Origin of the sequence: Vogesella margarita, assembly GCF_028548475.1 — a bacterium.
GTDB classification, from domain to species: domain Bacteria; phylum Pseudomonadota; class Gammaproteobacteria; order Burkholderiales; family Chromobacteriaceae; genus Vogesella; species Vogesella margarita.
Map to the genome: position 1 here is coordinate 148521 of NZ_JAQQLE010000009.1, position 20814 is coordinate 169334.

The 20814-nt window shown below is 66.9% G+C and carries 16 protein-coding genes, 1 pseudogene and 1 riboswitch; of the genes and pseudogenes, 7 read left to right on the forward strand and 10 right to left on the reverse strand.

The features are described 5' to 3' along the window. Window positions 1–41 precede the first annotated feature (41 nt). Window positions 42–3218, reverse strand: coding sequence for an exodeoxyribonuclease V subunit gamma (gene recC, locus PQU96_RS11185; RefSeq protein ID WP_272772409.1), 3177 nt, complete (start codon window positions 3216–3218; stop codon window positions 42–44). A 226-nt stretch (window positions 3219–3444) separates the two neighbouring features. Here recC and PQU96_RS11190 point away from each other — a divergent pair, with 226 nt between their 5' ends. Continuing rightward, window positions 3445–3822, forward strand: a complete 378-nt coding sequence (locus PQU96_RS11190; RefSeq protein WP_272772410.1) for a SirB2 family protein — start codon at window positions 3445–3447, stop codon at window positions 3820–3822. A 113-nt stretch (window positions 3823–3935) separates the two neighbouring features. Here the strand turns inward: PQU96_RS11190 and PQU96_RS11195 are convergent, their stop codons facing one another. Together PQU96_RS11195 and PQU96_RS11200 are read right to left on the reverse strand one after the other, a co-directional pair. Beyond that, a complete protein-coding gene (locus PQU96_RS11195) occupies window positions 3936–5222 on the reverse strand; it encodes an NAD(P)/FAD-dependent oxidoreductase (protein ID WP_272772411.1) in 1287 nt (428 codons plus the stop codon). Between the two features lie 149 nt (window positions 5223–5371). After that, a complete protein-coding gene (locus PQU96_RS11200; RefSeq protein ID WP_272772412.1) occupies window positions 5372–6337 on the reverse strand; it encodes a LysR family transcriptional regulator in 966 nt (321 codons plus the stop codon). 530 nt (window positions 6338–6867) lie between these two features. Here PQU96_RS11200 and PQU96_RS11205 point away from each other — a divergent pair. Beyond that, window positions 6868–8046, forward strand: a complete 1179-nt coding sequence (locus tag PQU96_RS11205; RefSeq protein WP_272772413.1) for an NAD(P)H-dependent flavin oxidoreductase — start codon at window positions 6868–6870, stop codon at window positions 8044–8046. A 183-nt stretch (window positions 8047–8229) separates the two neighbouring features. Here the strand turns inward: PQU96_RS11205 and PQU96_RS11210 are convergent, their stop codons facing one another. The 6 genes from PQU96_RS11210 to PQU96_RS11235 all read right to left on the reverse strand — a co-directional run bounded on the left by PQU96_RS11210 (window position 8230) and on the right by PQU96_RS11235 (window position 13627). Beyond that, on the reverse strand, window positions 8230–9534 hold the full coding sequence (locus tag PQU96_RS11210; protein ID WP_272772415.1) for an ATP-binding protein: 1305 nt from the start codon (window positions 9532–9534) through the stop codon (window positions 8230–8232). Then, on the reverse strand, window positions 9531–10193 hold the full coding sequence (locus PQU96_RS11215; protein WP_272772416.1) for a response regulator: 663 nt from the start codon (window positions 10191–10193) through the stop codon (window positions 9531–9533). Before PQU96_RS11215 ends, PQU96_RS11210 begins: the two co-directional genes overlap by 4 nt. 54 nt (window positions 10194–10247) lie before the next feature. Beyond that, window positions 10248–10784, reverse strand: coding sequence for a cytochrome b/b6 domain-containing protein (locus PQU96_RS11220; RefSeq protein ID WP_272772417.1), 537 nt, complete (start codon window positions 10782–10784; stop codon window positions 10248–10250). Between the two features lie 117 nt (window positions 10785–10901). Continuing rightward, complete coding sequence (locus PQU96_RS11225; RefSeq protein ID WP_272772418.1) at window positions 10902–11171, reverse strand: PepSY domain-containing protein; 270 nt, start codon at window positions 11169–11171, stop codon at window positions 10902–10904. Between the two features lie 62 nt (window positions 11172–11233). Further along, window positions 11234–11968: a phosphatase PAP2 family protein gene (locus PQU96_RS11230; RefSeq protein WP_272772419.1), complete on the reverse strand. Its 735-nt coding sequence runs from the start codon at window positions 11966–11968 to the stop codon at window positions 11234–11236. 30 nt (window positions 11969–11998) lie between these two features. Further along, complete coding sequence (locus tag PQU96_RS11235) at window positions 11999–13627, reverse strand: phosphoethanolamine transferase (RefSeq protein WP_272772420.1); 1629 nt, start codon at window positions 13625–13627, stop codon at window positions 11999–12001. Window positions 13628–13827: 200 nt separating this feature from the next. Between PQU96_RS11235 and PQU96_RS11240 the strand changes: the two genes are divergently transcribed. Beyond that, the gene (locus PQU96_RS11240) at window positions 13828–14649 is read left to right on the forward strand and encodes a UDP-2,3-diacylglucosamine diphosphatase (RefSeq protein WP_272772421.1); all 822 of its coding nucleotides are present in this window, start codon (window positions 13828–13830) and stop codon (window positions 14647–14649) included. Next, window positions 14637–15704, forward strand: coding sequence for a glycosyltransferase family 4 protein (locus PQU96_RS11245; protein ID WP_272772422.1), 1068 nt, complete (start codon window positions 14637–14639; stop codon window positions 15702–15704). Before PQU96_RS11240 ends, PQU96_RS11245 begins: the two co-directional genes overlap by 13 nt. A 67-nt stretch (window positions 15705–15771) precedes the next feature. Here PQU96_RS11245 and PQU96_RS11250 read toward each other — a convergent pair whose 3' ends face one another. After that, on the reverse strand, window positions 15772–16677 hold the full coding sequence (locus tag PQU96_RS11250) for a DMT family transporter (RefSeq protein WP_272772423.1): 906 nt from the start codon (window positions 16675–16677) through the stop codon (window positions 15772–15774). A gap of 82 nt (window positions 16678–16759) precedes the next feature. Between PQU96_RS11250 and PQU96_RS11255 the strand changes: the two genes are divergently transcribed. From PQU96_RS11255 to PQU96_RS11265, 3 genes and pseudogenes are all read left to right on the forward strand, one after another. After that, complete coding sequence (locus tag PQU96_RS11255) at window positions 16760–17320, forward strand: helix-turn-helix domain-containing protein (protein ID WP_272772424.1); 561 nt, start codon at window positions 16760–16762, stop codon at window positions 17318–17320. A 43-nt stretch (window positions 17321–17363) separates the two neighbouring features. Beyond that, window positions 17364–17426: riboswitch (Fluoride riboswitch) on the forward strand. Between the two features lie 90 nt (window positions 17427–17516). Further along, a complete protein-coding gene (locus PQU96_RS11260) occupies window positions 17517–18830 on the forward strand; it encodes a voltage-gated chloride channel family protein (RefSeq protein ID WP_272772425.1) in 1314 nt (437 codons plus the stop codon). A 93-nt stretch (window positions 18831–18923) separates the two neighbouring features. Further along, window positions 18924–20690: pseudogene (locus PQU96_RS11265) on the forward strand (ribonucleoside triphosphate reductase); the annotation flags it as partial. Window positions 20691–20814 lie beyond the last annotated feature (124 nt).

Below are 20814 nucleotides of genomic sequence, written 5' to 3' on the forward strand. Positions count from 1 at the left end.
GTAAGCCGACCTACGCCCTTTCGTGGCTGATTCCCATCCCCTCACTCCTCCCCCGCCTTCAACGCCGCCACCATCGGTTTCAGCAGCGTTTCCGCCAGTTGCGCGAACAGCGGGTCGGACAGTGGTTCCTGATGGCGGAACACCAGCAGGTTGGCGGCGTCGTCGCGCTGCGGGCTGCGGCCGAAGCCGGTGAAATCGGGCGCCCATTCATTTTGCGCGGCGTCCAGTTCCTGCCCCGGCTTGGCGCGGGCGTAGGCCAGCGAGGTGCGGGCGAAGAACGGCAGCGGCTGGCTTTGTCCCTGGCGGTAGCGCAGCAGCCAGGCGTGCAACAGGCCGGCAGCGTCCAGCGGCGCACCGTCGCCGTCGTCCGGGCCGAAGCCGTGCACGCCGTCTTCGGCGAACAGCTGCGATTGCGGCGCGATGCCGGGCACGGCGGCGGCGAGGCGCACCAGGTGTTCCAGCCACAGCGCGATCAGGTCGCCGGCGTAGGCCTTGCGCGGCACCACGCGCTGCAGGCCCTCGGGGCGCAGGCCGGACAGCTCGCCGCTGAGCAGGATGTCACCCAGTTGCAGCCGCACCGGCTGCGGCGGCAGGGTGTCGTCCAGCAGCGTGGCCGGCAGGCGCGCGGCAAAGCGGGCGCTGGCGGCGCGTTCCAGCGCCAGCCACGACTCACCCAGCGCGGCGTCCGGCAGCAGGCCGCGCCCCTGCAGCCGCGCTTCTGCATGGCGCAGCGGCTGGCGCGCGAGCAGGGTGTGCACCAGCGTGTCGCGGATGTCGGCGCGGCTGTCGCGGTCGATGGCGAACGGCTCGCGCGTGGGCAGCTCGTCGGCGATGCGCTCCAGCTTCAGGCCGAGACGGTCGGCCAGCCAGGCGCGCACCGGGTTGCGCCAGAAGCGCAAGAGATCGGCCAGCCGCACCGAGGTCAGCTCCGGCAGCGCAAGGTTGGCCGCAAACGGTTGCGGCACGGCCGGCGGTGCGGCCAGCGCCTGCTGCCACACCGGCTCGAAGCTGTCGGCGGCGCGGTAGTAGGCGCGCGAGAACGGCTGCAGCGGGTGGCGGGTGGTGATGGTGTCGCCGATGTCGCCGCCGCTCATCGCGGCCAGCGTGTCCAGCAGCTCGGCCACCAGCGGCGACGGCGGCAGCGGCTCGTCGCTGCGCACGCTGCGGCCAACCCAGCTGAGGTAGAGCGTATCGCGAGCGGACAGGATGGCCTCCAGGAACAGGTAGCGGTCGTCGAAGCGGCGTGAGCGGTCGCCCTTTTGCGGATGGCGCGCCACCAGATCGAAGCTGACCGGGCGCTCGTCGCGCGGGTAGGCGCCGTCGTTCATGCCGATCAGGCACAGCACGCGGAACGGGATGGAGCGCATCGGCACCATCGCGCAGAAGGTCAGCCCGCCGGTGAGGAAACCGCCGCTGCTGGCCACCTGCAGCTGGCGCAACACCGCGTCGCGCACCACCGCTAGCGGCACGCTGCCGTCGAAAACGGCCAGCGCGGCATCGGCGGCCAGTTCGTCGGCGATGCCGTGCAGCACCTGCAACGCGGCTTCGCCGTCTTCCTCGACCTGGAACAGGCTGGCTGCGGCTTCGCGCAGACGCGCCGCCCAGTCGGCGACGCTGGCCGGCTGCGCCCACCGCTCGGCCAGCACGCTGAGCGTGTCGAACAGCGCGCCCAGCCGCGCCAGCCGCTCGGCGGCCTGGCCTTGCGCCGCGCCGTCGGGCAGCAGGCCGCCAAACAGCGGCTCGCCGTCGCCGGCGAGGCTGGCCGGCAGCAGCGTGCCCAGCAGCAGGCGGTCCAGCCCCCAGCGCCAGCTGTGCGTGGCCTCGGCCGGCAGGCCCAGTTCGGCCTTGTGCGCCGCATCGCGGCCCCAGCGGATGCCGGCGCCGCGCACCCAGCCGCGCAGCAGGGTCACGTCCTCGTCGGCAAGGCCGAAGCGGGCCAGCAGCTCGCGGCAATCGAGCAGCGCCAGCACCTCGTCGGCGGCAAAGCGCGAGTCGGCCAGCTCAAGCACCGCGCCGAAGGTGGCCAACAGCGGCACTTCGCGGGTCAGGCGGCGGTCGGCAATGCTGTAGGGGATGGACGGCGCGTCGCTGCGGTAGCCGAACACGGCATCGATATAGGGCGCGTAGGCGTTGATGTCCGGCGTCAGCACCGCGATGTCGGCCGGGGTCAGCGTCGGGTCGGCCACCAGCATAGACAGCAGGCGGTCCTTCAGCACCTCCAGCTCGCGCATCGGGCTGTGGGTGATGTGGCAGACGATGGAGCGGTCGTCCGCCGCCGGCGGCTGCACGTTGGCCGCAGGTGGGCTGAGCTGCAAGATGTCGCGCTGCAGCCGCGCCAGCAGGCTGTCGCCGGCGGGGGGCAGGAACATCGATTCGGCGTCCGGCACGCCGGCGGCGATGTCGTCGAAGAAGTCGCGCCCCTGCTGCCCCAGCGACGCCAGCAGCGGGTGGCCGCCGTCGGCGCTTTCGCCACGGGCGAACAGCTTGAGCTGGCCGCGCGCGTCGACTATGTCGCCCCAGTAGGCCTCGCACGGGTTGAGCAGGAACACGTTGACCTCGGTCAGCTCGGCCATGCGCAGCAACAGCGCCAGGTACATCGGCGCCAGCGTGGCGATGCCGAACACCGACACCCGCTCGGGCAGGTGCTCCGGCCGCAGGCGCGCAAAGAAGTCGTCGAGCATGGTGACGCGGTGGCGGCCGGGCAGCTCCGCGGCCAACCTTTGCCACAGCGCCGCCTGCCACGCCTCGTCCTCGCCCAGATCCAGGCGCTGGCCGGCCTCCCACGCGCGGATCCACGCCGGACGGAACACCAGGTACTGGTCGTAGATGTCGGCGATCTTGCCGGCCAGCTCGAAACAGGCCAGCGGCCCGCCTTCCAGATAACGCACCAGCGGCGTGTACGGCTCGCCCTGCAGTGTGGGCAACACCTCCATCAGCCGCCAGGTCAGCACCTCCGGCGCAAAGGCGGACTTGGGCGGCAGCTCGGGCAGCACCGTCTTCATCAGCCGCCAGCCGAAGCCGGCCGGCAGCACGAATTCAAGGTTGGCCGCAAGGCCGCGCTCGCGCGCCAGCTGCAGCGTCAGCCAGCGCCCCATGCCGCGGCTTTGCACCATCACCACTTCCGGCGCGAACGGATCGGCCAGCGGGCTGTCAGTCAGGTGGCGATAAAGAATGCCGAGGGCTTCGAGGCGGTTGGACTGGTACAGGTGCAGGGACATGGCGTGGTGATGGCGTAGTCATCAAGGTGCCAAGTTTAGCACCCCCGCCGCCGGGCAAAGCCGCTACCATTACCCGCTCCAGATAAGAGCCGCGAACAAAACCTCGCAGAGTACCTGAGCCAAGGCGCGCCGACGCAGACAGTACAAATAGTACGGCAAGGAGGCGCAACGCAGGATCAGGGGTTTTGTTAGTGGCTCCAAGCAACGCGTCACAGGAAGATCAAGCATGAACTATCTCGTACTGAAACACGCCCACGCCGGGCTGGCCTATCTGTCGGTGACGCTGTTCGCCGCGCGCGCCGCGCTGTCCTACGCCAAGCCGGCGCTGCTGCAGGGCAAGGCGCTGCGCATCGCGCCGCATGTGATCGACACCCTGCTGCTGGCCGCAGGCATCACGCTGGCGGTGTGGGCCGGCTTCTCGCCGCACAATCAGCCGTGGCTGGCGGCCAAGCTCGTGGCGCTGCTGGCCTATATCGCGCTGGGCAGCATCGCCCTGAAACGGCTGCACGGCTCACCGTGGCGCGCGGTGGTGCTGGCGCTGGCGCTCACGATGCCGCTGTACATGATCGCGGTGGCGAAGACCAAGCTGGCGTGGCCGTTCTGAGCGCGAAAAAAAACCGGCCCTGATCGGGGGCCGGTGCAACAGACAGCAGGGAGAACAAACGGGAGTTCAGGGTGGGCTCACGATCGCGGGAATGCCGCAGATCGTGACGCGCCTCAGACGCCGAGGCGGTCGCGCATGCCGTACCACCACGCGCCCATGGTCAGCATCGGCACACGCAGCAGCCGGCCGCCGGGGAACGGATAGTGCGGCAGGCTGGCGAAGGCGTCGAAGCGCTCGCTCTGGCCGCGGATGGCCTCGGACAGGATGCGGCCGGCGAGGTGGGTAAAGGTGACACCGTGGCCGCTGCAGCCCTGCGAGTAGTAGATATTGCTGTCGATGCGGCCAACCTGCGGTAGGCGCGACAGCGTCAGCGAGAAGTTGCCGGTCCAGGTGAACTCGATCTTCACGTCCTTCAGCTGCGGGAAGGTGTGCAGCATCTTGGGGCGGATCAGGCTCTCGATCTCGCCCGGATCACGCGCGCCGTACACGGTGCCGCCGCCGTACAGCAGGCGGTTGTCGGCGGTCAGGCGGTAGTAGTCGAGCAGGAAGTTGCAGTCTTCCACGCAGTTGTCGCCCGGCAGCAGCGAGCGCGCCAGCGCCGGATCCAGCCGCTCGGTGGTCACCACCTGGGTGCCGCACGGCAGGCTTTTTTCCGCCAGTTTCGGGATCAGGTTGCCCAGGTAGGCGTTGCCGGCCACCACCACGAAACGGGCGCTGACCTGGCCCTCGGCGGTTTTCACCACCGCCACCTCGCCGCGCTGGATGTCGGTCACCGCCGACTGCTCGAAAATCCGGCCGCCCAGCGATTCGAACGCCGCCGCCTCGCCCAGCGCCAGGTTCAGCGGGTGGATGTGGCCGCCCCAGTGGTCGAGCAGTGCGCCGGCGTACTGGTCGGAGTCGACGATGCGCGCCATGCCGGCCTTGTCGATCATCTCGATGCCGCTGTGGCCGTAGCTTTCCCACAGCCGCTTTTTCGCCTCCAGCTCATCCAGCTGCTTGCCGGTAAAGGCGGCGAACACGTTGCCGTTCTTCAGGTCGCACTGGATGCCGTATTTGGCGATGCGCTCGCGGATGATCTTGCCGCCCTCGAACGCCATCGCGCCCAGCTTGCGCGCGGCGTCCTTGCCGTGGCGCGCCTCGATCACGTCCATGTCGCGGCTGTAGCTGTTGACGATCTGGCCGCCGTTGCGGCCGGAGGCGCCCCAGCCGACCCGCGCCGCTTCCAGCACGATCACCCGGAAACCGGCCTCGGCGAGGTGCAGCGCGGTGGACAGGCCAGTGTAGCCGGCGCCGATGACGCAGACGTCGGCCTGCTGGCTGCCCTGCAGCGCCGGGCGCTGCGGCGACGGGTTGGCGGAGTAGGCGTAATAGGAGCGGGTGTGTTCTGTGGTCTGGCTCATGGCGGAGTCCTCGATACTGCATTTTTTAAACAGGGCCGCCACGGGCGGCACTCAATAATGGGTTCATTATCGGATGGCGCCGCCAAAATGTCTAATATGTTAAACATTGCACCGCAAAAAAAAGCCCGGTCTCCCGGGCTGTCGTGTGCTTACAGTATGCTCTGCCGCAGCTCTTCGCGCTTTTGCGACAGGTCGACACCGGGCAGCTCGGCGATGATGTCCGGGTGGTCGAGCAGCTTCTCCACCACGAAGTCGACGAACACCCGCGTGCGCGGCGCGATGTGGTCGCGGTGCGGGAAGCAGATGTAGATCGAGCGCTCCATCGACACGAAGTCGGTAAGCACCACTTCCAGCTTGCCGGCACGCACATCATTGAGGATCTCGTGCCCCGGCAGCTGCGCGACGCCGAGGCCCAGGCGCGCCAGTTCGCGCACGCCGTCGACGTCGTTGGCGGTGTAGGTGCCGGAGACTTCCAGCGGGATACGCTCGCCGTCACGCTCGAATTCCCACTTGTACAGCCGGCCGGAGGTCGGGAACTGGAAATTAATGCAGTCGTGCGAGGACAGGTCTTCCGGGATGCGCGGTTTGCCGTGCGCCTCCCAGTAGGCCGGCGCGGCGACCACGTACTGCGGGATGTGCGCCAGATGACGCGCCACCATGCGGCTGTCCGGCATCATGCCGACGCGCACGCCCACGTCGTAGCCGTCCTCGATCAGGTCGCTGAAGTGGTCGTCCATGCCGAAAAACACGCGGATCTTCGGGTAACGGGTGCAGAATTCTTCCATCAGCGGCAGGATGAAGCGGCGGCCGAAGGCATTGGGCAGGCTGATGCGCAGGTGGCCGGCCGGCTCGTCGCGGCTGGCCTTCAGCTGGTTGATCGCGGAGTCCAGGTTGTTGACCGGGCCGCGACACTGCGCGTAGAAGCGGCGGCCGTCCTCGGTCAGGGTCAGCTGGCGCGTGGTACGGTTGAACAGCCGCACCTCCAGCTCCTGTTCGAGCCTGGCAATACTCTGGCTGACCGCGGCAGGCGACACGCCCAGTTTGCGGGCGGCATCGGAAAAGCTGCCATTCTCGGCCGTGGTCATGAAGACCATTAATGCTTTCAACGTATCCATAGCTCGACTCAATCATTGAGGCCGGCGGCGCTTCACATTTGACAGAAAACACCTAAAAAAAACCGGCGATTAACAAAACACCTTGAAAGATAATAAGCGAAACAGCCGTCCTGTTAAAGCTATTTCCTTATTTTCCATTAAATATGATAAGTCGCATTCCTACCAGTTTTGTGTTGAATTTGTCGGCCACCAGATAGCATTTCATGCAAGTGACAAGCCGGCACAGCCTGTCGCAGCCTCGCTGCAAGGCGGCCGCTGTGCGCCAGACGCTCACCCGCTCAAAATATGACAAAAACCGCAACTGGTGACAAAAAATGGCTGCCAGCGACGCGGCAAGCACGGCGCAAAACGGCCCGGATGCGGGCTGCAGCGCATTTATTCCACATGTCATTATTTGCGGCAAGAATGCAACACTGCCGCCATCGCGGCGCGGCGGAGCCCTGCCGGGCACCGGGGCCGCTTGACCCACGTCAACGCCGGTATGGCGCCTTGCCGCCACAATCGTTCCTTTGCCCTACAGAAAGTTTGCCATGTCCCGCCCCCATGCCTTTTCCCCGCTCGTCATCCGCGGCCGCAGCCTGTTGCCCATCGTGCAAGGCGGGATGGGTGTCGGCATCTCCGCCAAGCAGCTGGCCGGTGCCGTGGCGCGTGAGGGCGGTGTCGGCACCGTGGCCAGCGTCGACCTGCGCCACCTGCACGAGGACCTGCTGGCCGATGCGGCCAACCTTGAGGGCCAGGACGGCATCAACCGCCTCAACCGCATCGCGCTCGACCGCGAGGTGAAGGGCGCGCTGCAACGCGCCGACGGTCACGGCATGGTGGCGGTCAACATCATGAAGGCGGTGGACGACCACGCCGCGCTGGTGCGCCAGGCCTGCGAGTCCGGCGCGCACGCGGTGGTGATGGGCGCCGGCCTGCCGCTGGACCTGCCGGAGATGACCGTGGATCACCCGGACGTGGCGCTGATCCCCATCCTGTCCGAATCACGCGGCATCGGCATCGTGCTCAAGCGCTGGATGAAGAAGGGCCGGCTGCCGGACGCGATCGTGATCGAGCATCCCAACCACGCCGGCGGCCACCTCGGCGCCGCCAGCATCGCCGGGGTCGGCGATGCCAAGTTCGACTTTGCCCGCGTGCTGGAGGAAACCTTCGAGCTGTTCAAGGGCCTGGGGCTGGAGCGCGAGCGCATTCCGCTGATCGTCGCCGGCGGCGTCAACAGCCACCAGAAAGTGCAGACCTACCTCAACGACTACGGCGCCAGCGGCGTGCAGATCGGCACCGCCTTCGCCGTCACCAGCGACGGCGATGCGCACATCAACTTCAAGCGCACGCTGGCCGGCGCCAAACGCGAGGATATCGTCGAGTTCATGTCGGTGGCCGGCCTGCCGGCGCGCGGCATCCTGACCCCGTTCCTGAAGAGCTACCTCAAGCGCGAGGACAAGCTGCAGGCCAATGCCAAGGCCGATCCGGCGCGCTGCACCCAGGCGCTGAACTGCCTGTCGGTGTGCGGCCTGCGCGACGGCCTGTCCAAGGTCGGCCAGTTCTGCATCGACCTCAAGCTGGCCGCCGCCTTCCGCGGCGAAACCAGCAAGGGGCTGTTCTTCCGCGGCGCCGAGCCGCTACCCTTCGGCGACGCGATCAAGAGCGCGCGCGAAACCATCCACTACTTCCTGACCGGCGAGAAGCCGCTGGACCTGCACGGCGCCTGAGCACGGTTCATCGTCCCGCGCGCTGACACGGGACAAGACAAAACGACCACGGCAGCGGTATTTATCGAGAGATAAACACCGCTGCCGTGGGCGTTTTTAATGCCGTCCCGCCCCATTGCGATCCCTGGCCGCAGACCTTGAACGGGTTCTACGCCGGCATACGGCCAACGTTGGCCGCAGACGCTAGGCGTCGTGGCTGCGCGTCAGCACCGCCTGCAGGCCGCCGCCTTCGCGGTTGTGCAGGCTCAGCCGCAGGCCGTGCAGCGTGGCGATGCGCTCCACGATGGACAGGCCGAGGCCGCTGCCGGTCTGCTGCTGGCCCGGCGGCCGGTAGAAGCGCTCGCATACCTTGTCCAGCAAGGCTTCCGGCACGCCCTCGCCTTCGTCGCTGACGCTGATCCGCGTCGCGTCGGCCTGCAGCGTGACGGTGCCGCCGCCATAGCGGATCGCGTTGTCCAGCAGATTGCGCAGCATCAGCAGCAACAGGGTCTGGTCGCCGTGCTGCAGCGGCCACTGCGTGTGCCCGGCCGGCGGCAGCTGCAGGGTGACATGGTGGCTGGTGGCCAGCGCGGACACTTCCGTGTGCAGTTCCTGAAGCAGCAGCGGCCAGTCCAGCGCCTCGTCCTGCTGTTGCTGTGCCGCCTCGATCCGCGACAGCGCCAAGAGCTGTGCCAGCAGGTGGCTGCTGCGGTCGACACCGTTCATCAGTTGTTGCAGTGCCCGTTCGCGCTGCTGCGGATCCTGCACCAGCTGCGCCACCTCGGCCTGCACCCGCATCGCCGCCAGCGGGCTGCGCAGTTCGTGCGCGGCGTCGGCGGTAAAGCGCCGTTCACGCTGCAGCGTCTGCGCCACGCGCCCGATCAGGTCGTTCATCGCGTCGATCAGGGTCTGCAGCTCGCGGGGCACCTCGCGCGACAGCGGCGTGGCATCGTCCGGCGCGCGCTGCTGCAGCTGTTCGCGGATGCGCGCCAGCGGCGCAAGGCCGCGCCCCACCGCCCACCACAGCGCCAGCAACACGAACGGCAGCAGCAGCAGCCACAGCAGGCCCTGCGTCAGCAGCAGCCCGCCTATCATCTCCCAGCGCTCGGACATTTCCTGCGCCACCGCCACACTGCCGGCCTCGCCGGACAGGTAGTAGACGCGCCAGTCCTCGTCGTGCTGGCGCAGGCTGGCAAAGCCGGTAAAGCCGGGCCGCGCGTCCAGCTCCAGGCCGTCGCTGTCGACCAGCAGCAGCTGGCCACGCGGGTTCCATACCGCCATCGCCTGATGGTCGTTGTCGCCCGGGCGCACCGACTGCGGCTCGCTGCGCGCGACCAGGGTCGGCAAGGTGCCGTACAGCTGGTGCGCAAACAGCGTCTGCTGCTCCTCGTACAGCTCGTTGACCTCGTGCCAGGCGTGGAAGGCCAGCAACGTGCAGATCAGCAGCCACAGCGGCGTCACTACCTTGAGCAGGCTCCTGATCAGGGTGCCGCGCAGGCTGTAGCTCATGCCTCGTCACCGAGGGTGTAGCCGATGCCGCGCCGCGTCTTGATGAAGTCGCTGCCCAGCTTCTTGCGCAGGTGGTGCACGTGTACCTCGATGGCGTTGCTCTCCACCTCGTGCGCCCAGTCGTACAGTTTTTCCTCGATCTGTTCGCGGCGCAGCACGCGGCCCTTGTTACCCAGCAGCAGCTCCAGCAGCGCCAGCTCGCGCGCGCTGAGGTCCACCACCTTGCCGTCCAGCGTCGCCTGCCGCGCCGCCGGGTCGAAACTGACGCGGCCGTGCTGCAGCAGCGGCGTGCTGTGCCCGCTGCGCCGTCGCACCAGCGCACGCAACCGCGCCGCCACCTCGCCCAGCGCAAACGGCTTCACCAGGTAGTCGTCGGCGCCGCTGTCGAGGCCGCGGATGCGGTCGTCCACCGCGTCGCGGGCGGTGAGCAGCAGCACCGGCTCGCTGCGGCCGCTGCGCCGCCACGCGGCCAGCACCGCCAGGCCGTCCATGCCGGGCAGGCCGAGGTCCAGCACCACCGCGTCGTAGGGCGCGGCGCCGATGCCGGCCAGCCCCTGCCGGCCATCGCGCAGCCAGTCGCAGGCAAAGCCTAGTGCCGACAGGCCGGCCTGCAGCCCGTCGCCGATCAGTTCGTCGTCTTCGATTATCAATACCCGCATGCCCGGTCCTGTGCCTGATACCGTTACCCGTTTAGCGCTGCCGCTTGCCGCGACTCAGCGCCACGTCTTGATGCCGGTAATCATCGCACGAACCAGGTTCACCCGCTCGATGCGGCTCATCAGCAGCGCGGCGGCAACGTGCAACAGCACCGCGACCTGCAGCAGCGTGGCCAGTGCCTCGTGCACCTCTTCCAGCCACTCCTCGCCCCAGAACTGGTCGGTACCCATCAGGTAACCGCTGACACCGAGGCTGATCACCAGCCCCATCAGCGCCAGCATCATCAGCGCCCCCGCCGGATTGTGGCCGGCGCTGGACTCGTGGCGGCCGCTTTTCAGTGCCGCGAGGTGCGCAGCCAGCCGCGACGGGGTCGGGAAGAAGCTGGCAAAGCGGGCATGATGACTGCCGACAAAGCCCCATACGATGCGTACCAGCACCAGGCCGCTGGCGATATAGCCGGCCCAGCGATGCGGCGGATCGCCCTCTTCCAGAAACAACAGGTTGGCCAGCACACAGGCGACCAGGCTCCAGTGGAACAGGCGCACCACGATGTCCCACACTTTTTCCTGACGGGGTAAGGCAGTCGGCGTCATGACAACACTCCTTGGCAAAAAAATAACGCGGAACAGGGCGACAACCCTGCCCCGCGGACAGTCGCGGCATCACCGCGGCACAGACTTGGCCGGAGATGGCCCCGGCTCTGTGATGACTCAGTTGCCGATTTCGCTCTTCACAGGCTTGCCGGAGACCGGGTCGAAGTAGATTTCCACTTTCTTGCCTTCCTTGTTCTTGCCGTAGATTTCGTAGCAATTACCGGATACCTTGAACTTCTTGATCTGGTAACCCTGTGCGGTCAGCTGTTTCTGGAAGTCGGCTTCTTTCTGCCACTTGTCTTTCGGTTGTGCCGGGCATTCGGCACTGGCAAAGGCGGCGGAGGAAGCAAAAGCAGCCATCAGGGCCACAGCGATCAGTTTTTTCATGGTTAAGCTCCTGGTCTAGGCCTGCAACATTGCAGGTACAGTGTCATTAAAGCAGCCCAATCTTAAGCGCCGCTTATGCCGTGCAACTTGCCGTCATTTTTCTGCACGTTGACCGCGCAATGCAGGTCAAAAACGGCAAAAAGCAACACCGCCACCAGCCACACCACCCAGGCGCTCCACAGGTTGTGCGACAGGAAATGGGCGCCGCGCGCCATCTGCCCCAGTCCCATCAGCAGGCCGAGCGTGGCGCCGCCCGCCAGCCAGCCCCATGCCTGGCGCCGGCTACCCGGCCAGGCATAGAAAAACAGCACCATCACCGCAAAGCCGCTGCTGGCATGGCCGCCGGGAAAACAACGACCGGGGCCGGGGATGGCCGCCACCGGGCCGAACAGGTCAAACATCTCGGCCGTACCGCCAAAGGGCTGCAGGTCCCACGGACAGGAGTGCAGGCTGTGCGCCTTCAGCCATGACACCGCCAGCGTCGCCAGCAGCATCGCCACCACCGCACAGCCCAGCCGTGCATCGCGCCGCCGCACGGCGCGCAGCGCCAGCCAGCCGCAACCGGCGATCAGCGCGTACTTGAGCAGGCGGTGATTCAGCCACTCCAGCAGCAGGCTGTCCTTCAGCGGGAAACGCTGGCCGACCGGATCAAAGAACGCCTGCGCCAGCAGCATGTCCAGCCCGCTGCGTTGCTCCAGCCACCAGAACGCGGCGCCCGACAGCGCCAGCCACAGCAACTGCCACGCGTAAAGGCGCCAGTCCGCCGCCTCGTTCCTGAGTACACGCCCGGATGTCATCGACTCGCTCCCCGTGTCCGCCACGCGCACTCAGACCTCCGCCGCACGACGGCAGGTGGCAAACATGTCCAGCGGTTTCTCGTAGACGGTGGTGTGGATCTGCATCAGCCCCAGCACGCTGTGGAACAGGTTGTCCTGGCTGTAGCGCTGCTTGCTGGACGCCTGCAGGCAGGCCTGATCCAGCCCGCTGCGCTGCTGCCACAGCGGCGAGAACCAGGCCACCATCGGCACGTGTTTCTGTGCGTCCGGCGCGATCAGGTAGGGTGCCGCGTGCAGGTAAAGATTGCTCTCGCCCAGCGATTCGCCGTGGTCGGACAGGTAGATCATGCTGCCCGCCACCTCCGGTGCCGCCTGCAGGGTGGCGATGACGCGGGACAGGAAGTCGTCGGTATAGAGAATGGTGTTGTCGAAGGCATTGACGATGTCGCCCTGGCTGCACTTCTGCAGTTCGCTGGTGCGGCATACCGGCTTGAAGCGCTCGAACGCCGGCGGATAGCGCTTGTAGTAGGCCGGACCGTGGCTGCCCTTCTGGTGCAGCACGATCACGCTGTCCTCGCGCAGGTTCTGCAGCTTGACCGCCAGCCCTTCGAGCAGGATATCGTCGCGGCACTCGCCATCGGTGCAGTACTGCGGATCGGTGCTGTCGTACAGCATGCTGCTGACCACGCGCTTGCACACCTCCTTGCAACCGGAGTTGTTGTCACGCCAGTTGACCTTGACCCCGGCCCGCACCAGTACGTCGAGCAGGTTCTCGCGGTGCTTGGCCTGCTCGGCATCGAACTTGTCACGCGGCAGCGACGAGAACATGCACGGCACCGAGATCGCCGTTTCGGTGCCGCAGGACCAGACATCCGGATAGTTGATCAGCCCGGCCACCTGCGACAGTTTGGGGTTGGTCGGCCGCGCATAACCGTTGAGCGAGAAATGGTCGGCGCGGGCGGTTTCGCCCACCACCAGCACCAGCACCCGCGGCTTGCTGCTACCGGTGGCCAGCACACGGCGGGCGTCCAGCGCAATGCGCTGCAGCGGCTGCGGCTTGGCCGTCGCGCGCTTGATGTAGGAGCTGGTGGCCTGCACGTAGTTGGTTGGCGTCAGCGCAAAGCGCAGTTCGCGATGATTGCGGAACAGCGAGGCAAAGTCCTGATAGCCGATCATCGCCACCGCAACCAGCACGCCGGCCGTCGCCAGCAGCGCCACGCTGCGCATGCCGACTTCCTTCAGCGGCGCGCGAAACAGCAGCGGCGTCTTCCACAGCCACCAGCTGGGCAGACCGCCCAGCAACAGCACCGTCAGCGCCATTTTCACGGTCAGCAGGTCGCGCACTTCGGCACCGTCGGTCTGCATCGCGTTGCGCACCATATTCATGTCGATCAGCACGCCGTACTGGGTCATGAAATAGGTGACCGCAGCCGTAGTCAGCAACAGCGCGGTCAACAGCGGCTTACCGATTTTCGGCCACACCAGCAACAGCAGCAGCAGGTTGAAGAACGCGGTCACCAGCACGAAGGCCATGCCCAGCATCCTGATGCCGTGACCATCCAGCGGTTGCAGCACAGCCAGCAGCCGCTGCCAGAACGGCCAGTTGAAGAAGACGACAAACAGCAGCGACACACACAGTGACAGCCACTCCGGGCGCAGCGGACGGAACAGGGGCTTCATGCAGTTTTCTCGGTGAAAGTGGGGACGACGCGGCCATAATCCGCGCAATCATAGGAAAATGCTAACAGATTAACTTTAAGCCAAGCTTAGCAACACCCGGCCGGACGGCCTTGAGGTCACCGTATCGTCATCGCCGCCACATCCGCCTGTCACATCGCTGCGCCACCATCGGCGCATCTGCCCCCACGCCGGAGCACGCGATGAACCAGCGCTACCGCACCATCTGGATTTCCGATGTCCACCTCGGCACCGCCGGCTGCCAGGCCGCCTTCCTGCTCGACTTCCTGCGCCACCACGAGTCCGACACCCTGTACCTGGTCGGCGACATCATCGACGGCTGGCAGCTGAAAAAGTCGTGGTACTGGAAGCAGGGCCACAACGACGTGGTGCAGAAGGTGTTGCGCAAGGCGCGCAAGGGCACGCGGGTGATCTACGTGCCCGGCAACCACGACGAGGCGGCGCGGCAGTACGCCGGACTGGACTTCGGCGGCATTGCCATCCGCAGCGAGGCCGAACACCACACCGCCGACGGCAAGCGGCTACTGGTGATCCACGGCGACGAGTTCGACGGCGTGATCCAGCACGCCAAGTGGCTGGCCTACGTCGGCGACAGCCTGTACACGCTGATCCTCGGCCTCAACCGCCACTACAACTGGCTGCGCCACAAGCTGGGGCGGCCGTACTGGTCGCTGTCGCAATACCTGAAGCACAAGGTGAAGAACGCGGTGAACTTCATCAGCGACTTCGAGCACATCCTCGCCGCCGAGGCGCGCCGCCGCGGCTACGACGGCGTGGTCTGCGGCCATATCCACAAGGCCGAGGTGAAGGACATCGACGGCATCGTGTACGGCAACTGCGGCGACTGGGTGGAAAGCCTGTCGGCGCTGGTCGAACACCACGACGGCACGCTGGAAGTCGTGCACTGGACACAGCAGGCCGGCGACACCGTCCCGCAGAGCATTGCGGCCAACCTTGCCGCGCAACCCCAGCTCAACACAGAGGCCGAAACATGCGCATCATGATCATCAGCGACGCCTGGCTGCCACAGGTCAACGGCGTGGTCCGCAGCATCACCGAAACCGTGCGCGAGCTGCGCGGCTTCGGCCACCAGGTGGCGCTGATCACGCCGCTGGGCGGCGAGAGCGACGACGGCGACGGCTTCGCCACCCTGCCCTGCCCGACCTATCCCGACATCCGCCTGTCGCTGTTCCCCTACCGCAAGGTCGCGCAAAGGTTGGCCGCATTCAGCCCGCACGCGGTGCACATCGCCACCGAAGGCCCGCTCGGCCTCGCCGCGCAGCGCTGGTGCCGCCGCCACGGCCAGCCGTTCACCACCGCCTACCACACCCGTTTTCCGGAGTACATCCACGCCCGCACCCGGCTGCCGCTGGCGCTCAGCTACGCGTGGATGCGGCGCTTCCACAACCGCGCGCAGGCGGTAATGGCGCCGACGCCGGCCATCGTCGCCGACCTCAAGGCGCGCGGCTTTCACAACGTGGTGCTGTGGAGCCGCGGCGTCGATACCCGCCTGTTCAGCCCCGGCGAGCGCGAACGGCTGGACACCGCGCAGCCGCGCTTCCTCTACATCGGCCGCGTGGCGGTGGAGAAGAACATCGAGGCCTTTCTCAAACTGGACCTGCCGGGCAGCAAGTGGGTGGTCGGCGAGGGGCCGCAGCTGGCGGAGCTGAAGGCCAAATACCCGGAGGTCTACTTCGCCGGCGTGTTCCCGCAGCACGAGCTGGCGCGCTTCTACCGTGCCGGCGACGTGTTCGTGTTCCCCAGCCTGACCGACACCTTCGGCCTGGTACTGCTGGAGGCGATGGCCTGCGGCACGCCGGTGGCAGCCTACCCGGTGGCAGGCCCCTTGGACGTGGTCGGCGCCAGCGGCGGCGGCGTGCTGCACCAGGACCTGCGCAGCGCCTGCCTGCAGGCGCTGACGCTGGACCGCGACCAGGTGCGGCGCGTGGCCGAGGGCTACTCGTGGACGGCGGCGACGCGGCAGTTCGAATCCCACCTCTGCCCGCGCCCGCAGGGCGAACAGGAAGGCATGGCCTTCACCCCCGGCGGCGGTCGCTGAGCGCGACACCCAAAACGCTGCGGCCAACCTTGGGCAAGGTTGGCCGCATTGCTTTGCATCGTCAGAATCAGGCCGGCGCGTGTGTCGCCTTGCGCGCGCCCAGCTGGCTCAAGAGCACGCTGGCCACGATCAGCGCCGCACCGCCGACCTTGCCGGCGCTCATCGCCTCGCCGGCCAGCCAGCCGATCAGCCCGCCCCACACCGGCTCCATCGCGTAGATGATGGTGGCGCGCGTCGCCGGTACGGTTTTCTGCGCCCAGTTCATCACGATCTGGATCAGCGCGGTGGCCGCGCCCAGCGCCAGCACGCTCACCAGCAGCAGCGGCTGCCACTGCGGCGGCACCTCGCCGGCCAGCGGCGCACTGGCCAGCGACAGCAGCGCCACCGTCGCCAGCTGCACCAGCGCCATGCGCCCGGCGTTGCAGCCGGCGGCAAAGCGGCTGATCAGGCAGATTTCCAGCGCGATGGTGGCGGTGGCGGCAATGGTCAGCCATTCGCCCAAGCCCAGCTTGATGCTCAGCCCGTCCACCCCGGCCAGGAGCAGCAGGCCGGCAAAAGCCAGCGCTACCCCCGCCCACGCCAGCAGGCCCGGGCGCTGGCGGAACAGCAGCCATTGCAGCAGTGGCACCAGCGGCACGTACAGGCCGGTAAGAAACGCCGAGGTGCTGCTGGCGATATGGCCCAGCCCCAGCGTCTGCAGGTTGTAGCTGAAATACAGGATCACGCCGATGGTGACGCCGCCCAGCAGCTCGGTGCGGTTGAGGCCGGCCAACTGGCGGCGGCACAGCAGCAACGCCAGCAAGGCCGCGACGGCAAAGCGCATGCCGACAAAGGCGAAGGCACCGCTCCACTGCAAGGCGGTCTGCACCGCGAGGAAGGTGCCACCCCAGATCAGGGTGACGCCGACCAGCGACAGGTCGGGCAGCCAGGAACGATGGGCCGCGGGTGCGGCAGACAGGGCAACGGTGGACATGGGGAGGGCTCGCGTGTAGGGTGGTGGCTCGGTTTTGTGCACTATACTGCACAAAAACACAATTGAGCAATATATTGCACTTATGAGCGAACACGTCCCCCTGCAAGTCTTCAGCCACGTCGCCCGCAACCTGCGCGAAGCGCGCCAGCAGCGCGGCCTGAGCCAGGAAAAACTGGCCGCCAGCGCCGAGGTCAGCCGCCGCATGCTGGTCAACATCGAGGCCGGCGCCAGCAATGTCAGCATCGCCACGCTAGACCGCCTCGCCAGCGCGCTGGGGCTGACCTTTTCCGAGCTGGTGCGTGCGCCCGGCAGCGACGCGCCGGTGAGGGTGTGGCAGGGCAACAGCGGCGACAGCCACGCCACCCTGCTGCACAGCCTGGCGCTGGCGCACTGCACGCTGGAGCTGTGGCAGTGGCAGCTGGCGCCCGGCGACTGCTACCTTGCCGCCCCCGATCCGGCCGGCTGCGGCGAGATCGTCGAGGTGCACAGCGGTACGCTGCAGCTGGCCTACGCCGGTGGCGAGCACACGCTGCAAGCGGGCGACACCGCCGGCTACGGCACCGAGCACGGCTACCGCTACCACAACCCCGGCGCCAGCCTGCTGCGTTTCCAGCGCAGCATCGTGATGCCGGCCCCCGGCTGAGCGCGCGGCCAGGCTTGCCGCCCGGCAAAAACTGTTCGTACAATGGCACGCAGGAGATGGTATTCCTCCTTTAACCGCCCTCGGGGCTGATGATGCCTGCACGTATTCCCGAACTGGCGGGTAGGTGCAGGCGCACGATACTCAGCCTGCCACGCGTCCGGGTTTGTGCCTCCAACACACAAGCAACAGGACACGCATGAAATCCTCCACCCGTCCCGAACAGATCGACCTCTTGCCCTATATGGGCAAATGGCTGCTGCTGGCCAGCGCCGTTGCCGTGCTCGCCGGCTCCGCGTCCGCCTTTTTCCTGTTCGCCCTCGACTGGGCTACCGCCACCCGCCTCGCCCATCGCTGGCTGATCTGGCTGCTGCCGCTGGCCGGTTTTGCCGTGGGCTGGCTCTACCTGCGCTTTGGCCGGCAGGTCGAGGCCGGCAACAACCTGCTGATCGACGAGATTCACGACCCGAAGCAGGTCATCCCCCTGCGCATGGCGCCGCTGGTGCTCGGCGGCACCGTCGTATCCCACCTCTTCGGCGCCTCGGTCGGGCGCGAGGGAACGGCGGTGCAGATGGGCGGCGCGCTGGCCGACCAGCTCACCCGCCTGTTCCGTCTCCGGCACGAGGATCGCCGCATCATCCTGATGGCCGGCATCAGCGCCGGCTTTGCCTCGGTGTTCGGTACGCCGCTGGCGGGTGCGATTTTCGGGCTGGAGGTGCTCGCCATCGGCCGCCTGCGCTACGACGCCATCCTGCCCTGCATGGTGGCGGCCATCGTCGCCGATCAGGTCGGCCTGCTGTGGGGCGTGCATCACACCCACTACGCCGTGCCCGTGGTGGTGCCGATCGCACTGTGGCCGCTGCTGGCGATGGTGATCGCAGGCGCCGTTTTCGGTCTCACCGGCAAGGCCTTCGCCGAACTCACCCACGCGCTGGGCGGCTGGATGAAGCAGCGCATCGCCTACGCGCCGCTGCGCCCGCTGCTGGGAGGCGTGGTGGTGGCGAGTGCCGCCTGGTTCCTCGGCGCGGACCGCTACCTCGGCCTGGGCATCCCGTCCATCGTGGAAGCCTTCCAGCAGCCGCTGGCACCGTACGACTTTGCGGCCAAGATGGCGTTCACCGTCGTCTCGCTCGGCAGCGGCTTCAAGGGCGGGGAAGTCACACCACTGTTCTACATCGGGGCCACGCTGGGCAACGCGCTGGCGCCACTGCTGAACATGCCGCTGCCGCTGCTGGCCGGGATAGGCTTTGTCGCGGTCTTCGCCGGCGCCGCCAACACGCCGATCGCCTCGACGCTGATGGCGATGGAACTGTTCGGTGCCGAGATCGGCGTCTATGCCGCCACCGCTTGCGTGGTGAGCTACCTGTTTTCGGGCCATACCGGCATCTACCGCTCGCAGCGGATCGGCCATGCCAAGCATCGCCATGCGCCGGAAGGTATCAGGCTTGGCGAACTCCCCGCCTATCGCAAAGAGCAGGCCCGGCGCGACACGACGGAGCAGACCGAACGCTGACTCAAGACGGGAGCGAAGGCACGACACACCGCCGCACCACCGCCATGCCAACAGTATTTTTCGCCGCTTGATTCAGATCAATCACTACTACATGCTGCGTCAATACAATGCGCCAAACACAAGATATTGGAGCAAAACATGGACGCACGCCCCAGCCACCACGTGGATGCGGTCAGCAGCATCAGCGAATACCTGTCCCGTGCCGACTGGCGGGTGCAGGCCAATGCCAACCAGGGCTACAGCCTGGGCGGCATGATCCTCAACATCGCCGGCAAGCTCACCGCCGAGTACTGGCTGCATGAGGTATTTCCGGCAGAAGCCGCCAGCGCGCACCGCCACGGCGACCTGCACATCCACGACCTGGACATGCTGTCCGGCTACTGCGCCGGCTGGTCGCTACGCACCCTGTTGCAGCTGGGCTTTGCCGGCGTCGGCGGCAAGGTGGAATCCGCCCCGCCGCGCCACCTGTCCAGCGCCTGCGGCCAGATCGTCAACTTCCTGGGCACGCTGCAAAACGAATGGGCCGGTGCGCAGGCGTTCAGCTCTTTCGACACCTACCTGGCGCCGTTCGTGAAAAAGGACGCGCTGAGCTACGCACAAGTGAAGCAGGCGATCCAGGAGCTGATCTACAACCTGAACGTGCCCAGCCGCTGGGGCACGCAGACACCGTTCACCAACCTGACCTTCGACTGGGTGTGCCCGGAAGACCTGCGCGAGCAGATTCCGGTGCTGGGCGGCGAGGAGATGCCGTTCCGCTACGGCGACTGCGCGGCGGAAATGGCGCTGATCAACCGCGCCTATATCGAGGTGATGCTGGCCGGCGACGCCTGCGGCCGCGCCTTCACCTTCCCTATCCCCACCTACAACATCACCAAGGATTTCGACTGGTACGGCGAGAACAGCGAACTCTTGTTCGAGATGACCGCCAAGTACGGCCTGCCCTACTTCCAGAATTTCGTGAACTCCGAACTGGAGCCGCACATGGTGCGCAGCATGTGCTGCCGCCTGCAGCTGGACCTGCGCGAGCTGATGAAGCGCGGCAACGGCCTGTTCGGCAGCGCCGAGCAGACCGGCTCGGTGGGGGTGGTCACCCTCAACTGCGCGCGCCTCGGCCACCGCTTTGCCGGCGACGAAGCCGCGCTGCTGGCCGAAACCGACCGCCTGCTGCAGCTTGGCCGCGAGGTGCTGGAAGCGCGCCGCAGCAAAGTGCAGCAGCACATCGACGGAGGGCTGTACCCGTACACCCGCCACTTCCTCGGCAGCCTGCGCAACCATTTCTCCACCCTGGGGGTGAACGGCATCAACGAGATGATCCGCAACTTCACCGCGGATGCGCACGACATCACCAGCGACTGGGGCCATGCCTTCGCCTGCCGCTACCTGGACCACATTCGCGCACGCATGGTCGAGTTCCAGCAGGCTACCGGCCACCTATACAACCTGGAAGCCACCCCGGCGGAAGGCACTACCTACCGCTTCGCGCGCGAGGACAACAAGCGCTACCCCGGCATCCTGCAGGCCGGCAGCGCAGAGCAGCCGTACTACACCAACTCCAGCCAGCTGCCGGTGGGCTTCACCGACGACCCGTTCGAGGCGCTGCTGCGCCAGGACGAGCTGCAGCGCAAATACACCGGCGGCACCGTGCTGCACCTGTATATGAGCGAGGCAGTCAGCAGCGCCGACGCCTGCCGCCAGCTGGTGCGGCGCGCGCTGGAAAACTTCCGCCTGCCCTACATCACCATCACGCCGACGTTCTCGATCTGCCCGACGCACGGCTACCTGTCAGGCCGCCACGACTACTGCCCGAAGTGCGATGCCGAGCTGATCGCCAGAAAACAGCAGGCGGCCTGCGCGCCGTAACCGCCGTAGCCCAATGAGATGGACTCCTCCCTCCCGCAACGGCATCCAGGTGCCAGACTGGAAGGGTTCACCACCAGTCAGACAGAAGGAAGGAGTCCACCATGAACGTTAGCCGAATCGGTGT

Excerpts from the sequence above, each read along its gene's own strand:
- recC (WP_272772409.1), bottom strand. The coding sequence starts at position 3,218 with ATGTCCCTGCACCTGTACCAGTCCAACCGCCTCGAAGCCCTCGGCATT.
- PQU96_RS11190 (WP_272772410.1), top strand. The coding sequence starts at position 3,445 with ATGAACTATCTCGTACTGAAACACGCCCACGCCGGGCTGGCCTATCTG.
- PQU96_RS11195 (WP_272772411.1), bottom strand. The coding sequence starts at position 5,222 with ATGAGCCAGACCACAGAACACACCCGCTCCTATTACGCCTACTCCGCC.
- PQU96_RS11200 (WP_272772412.1), bottom strand. The coding sequence starts at position 6,337 with ATGGATACGTTGAAAGCATTAATGGTCTTCATGACCACGGCCGAGAAT.
- PQU96_RS11205 (WP_272772413.1), top strand. The coding sequence starts at position 6,868 with ATGTCCCGCCCCCATGCCTTTTCCCCGCTCGTCATCCGCGGCCGCAGC.
- PQU96_RS11210 (WP_272772415.1), bottom strand. The coding sequence starts at position 9,534 with ATGAGCTACAGCCTGCGCGGCACCCTGATCAGGAGCCTGCTCAAGGTA.
- PQU96_RS11215 (WP_272772416.1), bottom strand. The coding sequence starts at position 10,193 with ATGCGGGTATTGATAATCGAAGACGACGAACTGATCGGCGACGGGCTG.
- PQU96_RS11220 (WP_272772417.1), bottom strand. The coding sequence starts at position 10,784 with ATGACGCCGACTGCCTTACCCCGTCAGGAAAAAGTGTGGGACATCGTG.
- PQU96_RS11225 (WP_272772418.1), bottom strand. The coding sequence starts at position 11,171 with ATGAAAAAACTGATCGCTGTGGCCCTGATGGCTGCTTTTGCTTCCTCC.
- PQU96_RS11230 (WP_272772419.1), bottom strand. The coding sequence starts at position 11,968 with ATGACATCCGGGCGTGTACTCAGGAACGAGGCGGCGGACTGGCGCCTT.
- PQU96_RS11235 (WP_272772420.1), bottom strand. The coding sequence starts at position 13,627 with ATGAAGCCCCTGTTCCGTCCGCTGCGCCCGGAGTGGCTGTCACTGTGT.
- PQU96_RS11240 (WP_272772421.1), top strand. The coding sequence starts at position 13,828 with ATGAACCAGCGCTACCGCACCATCTGGATTTCCGATGTCCACCTCGGC.
- PQU96_RS11245 (WP_272772422.1), top strand. The coding sequence starts at position 14,637 with ATGCGCATCATGATCATCAGCGACGCCTGGCTGCCACAGGTCAACGGC.
- PQU96_RS11250 (WP_272772423.1), bottom strand. The coding sequence starts at position 16,677 with ATGTCCACCGTTGCCCTGTCTGCCGCACCCGCGGCCCATCGTTCCTGG.
- PQU96_RS11255 (WP_272772424.1), top strand. The coding sequence starts at position 16,760 with ATGAGCGAACACGTCCCCCTGCAAGTCTTCAGCCACGTCGCCCGCAAC.
- PQU96_RS11260 (WP_272772425.1), top strand. The coding sequence starts at position 17,517 with ATGAAATCCTCCACCCGTCCCGAACAGATCGACCTCTTGCCCTATATG.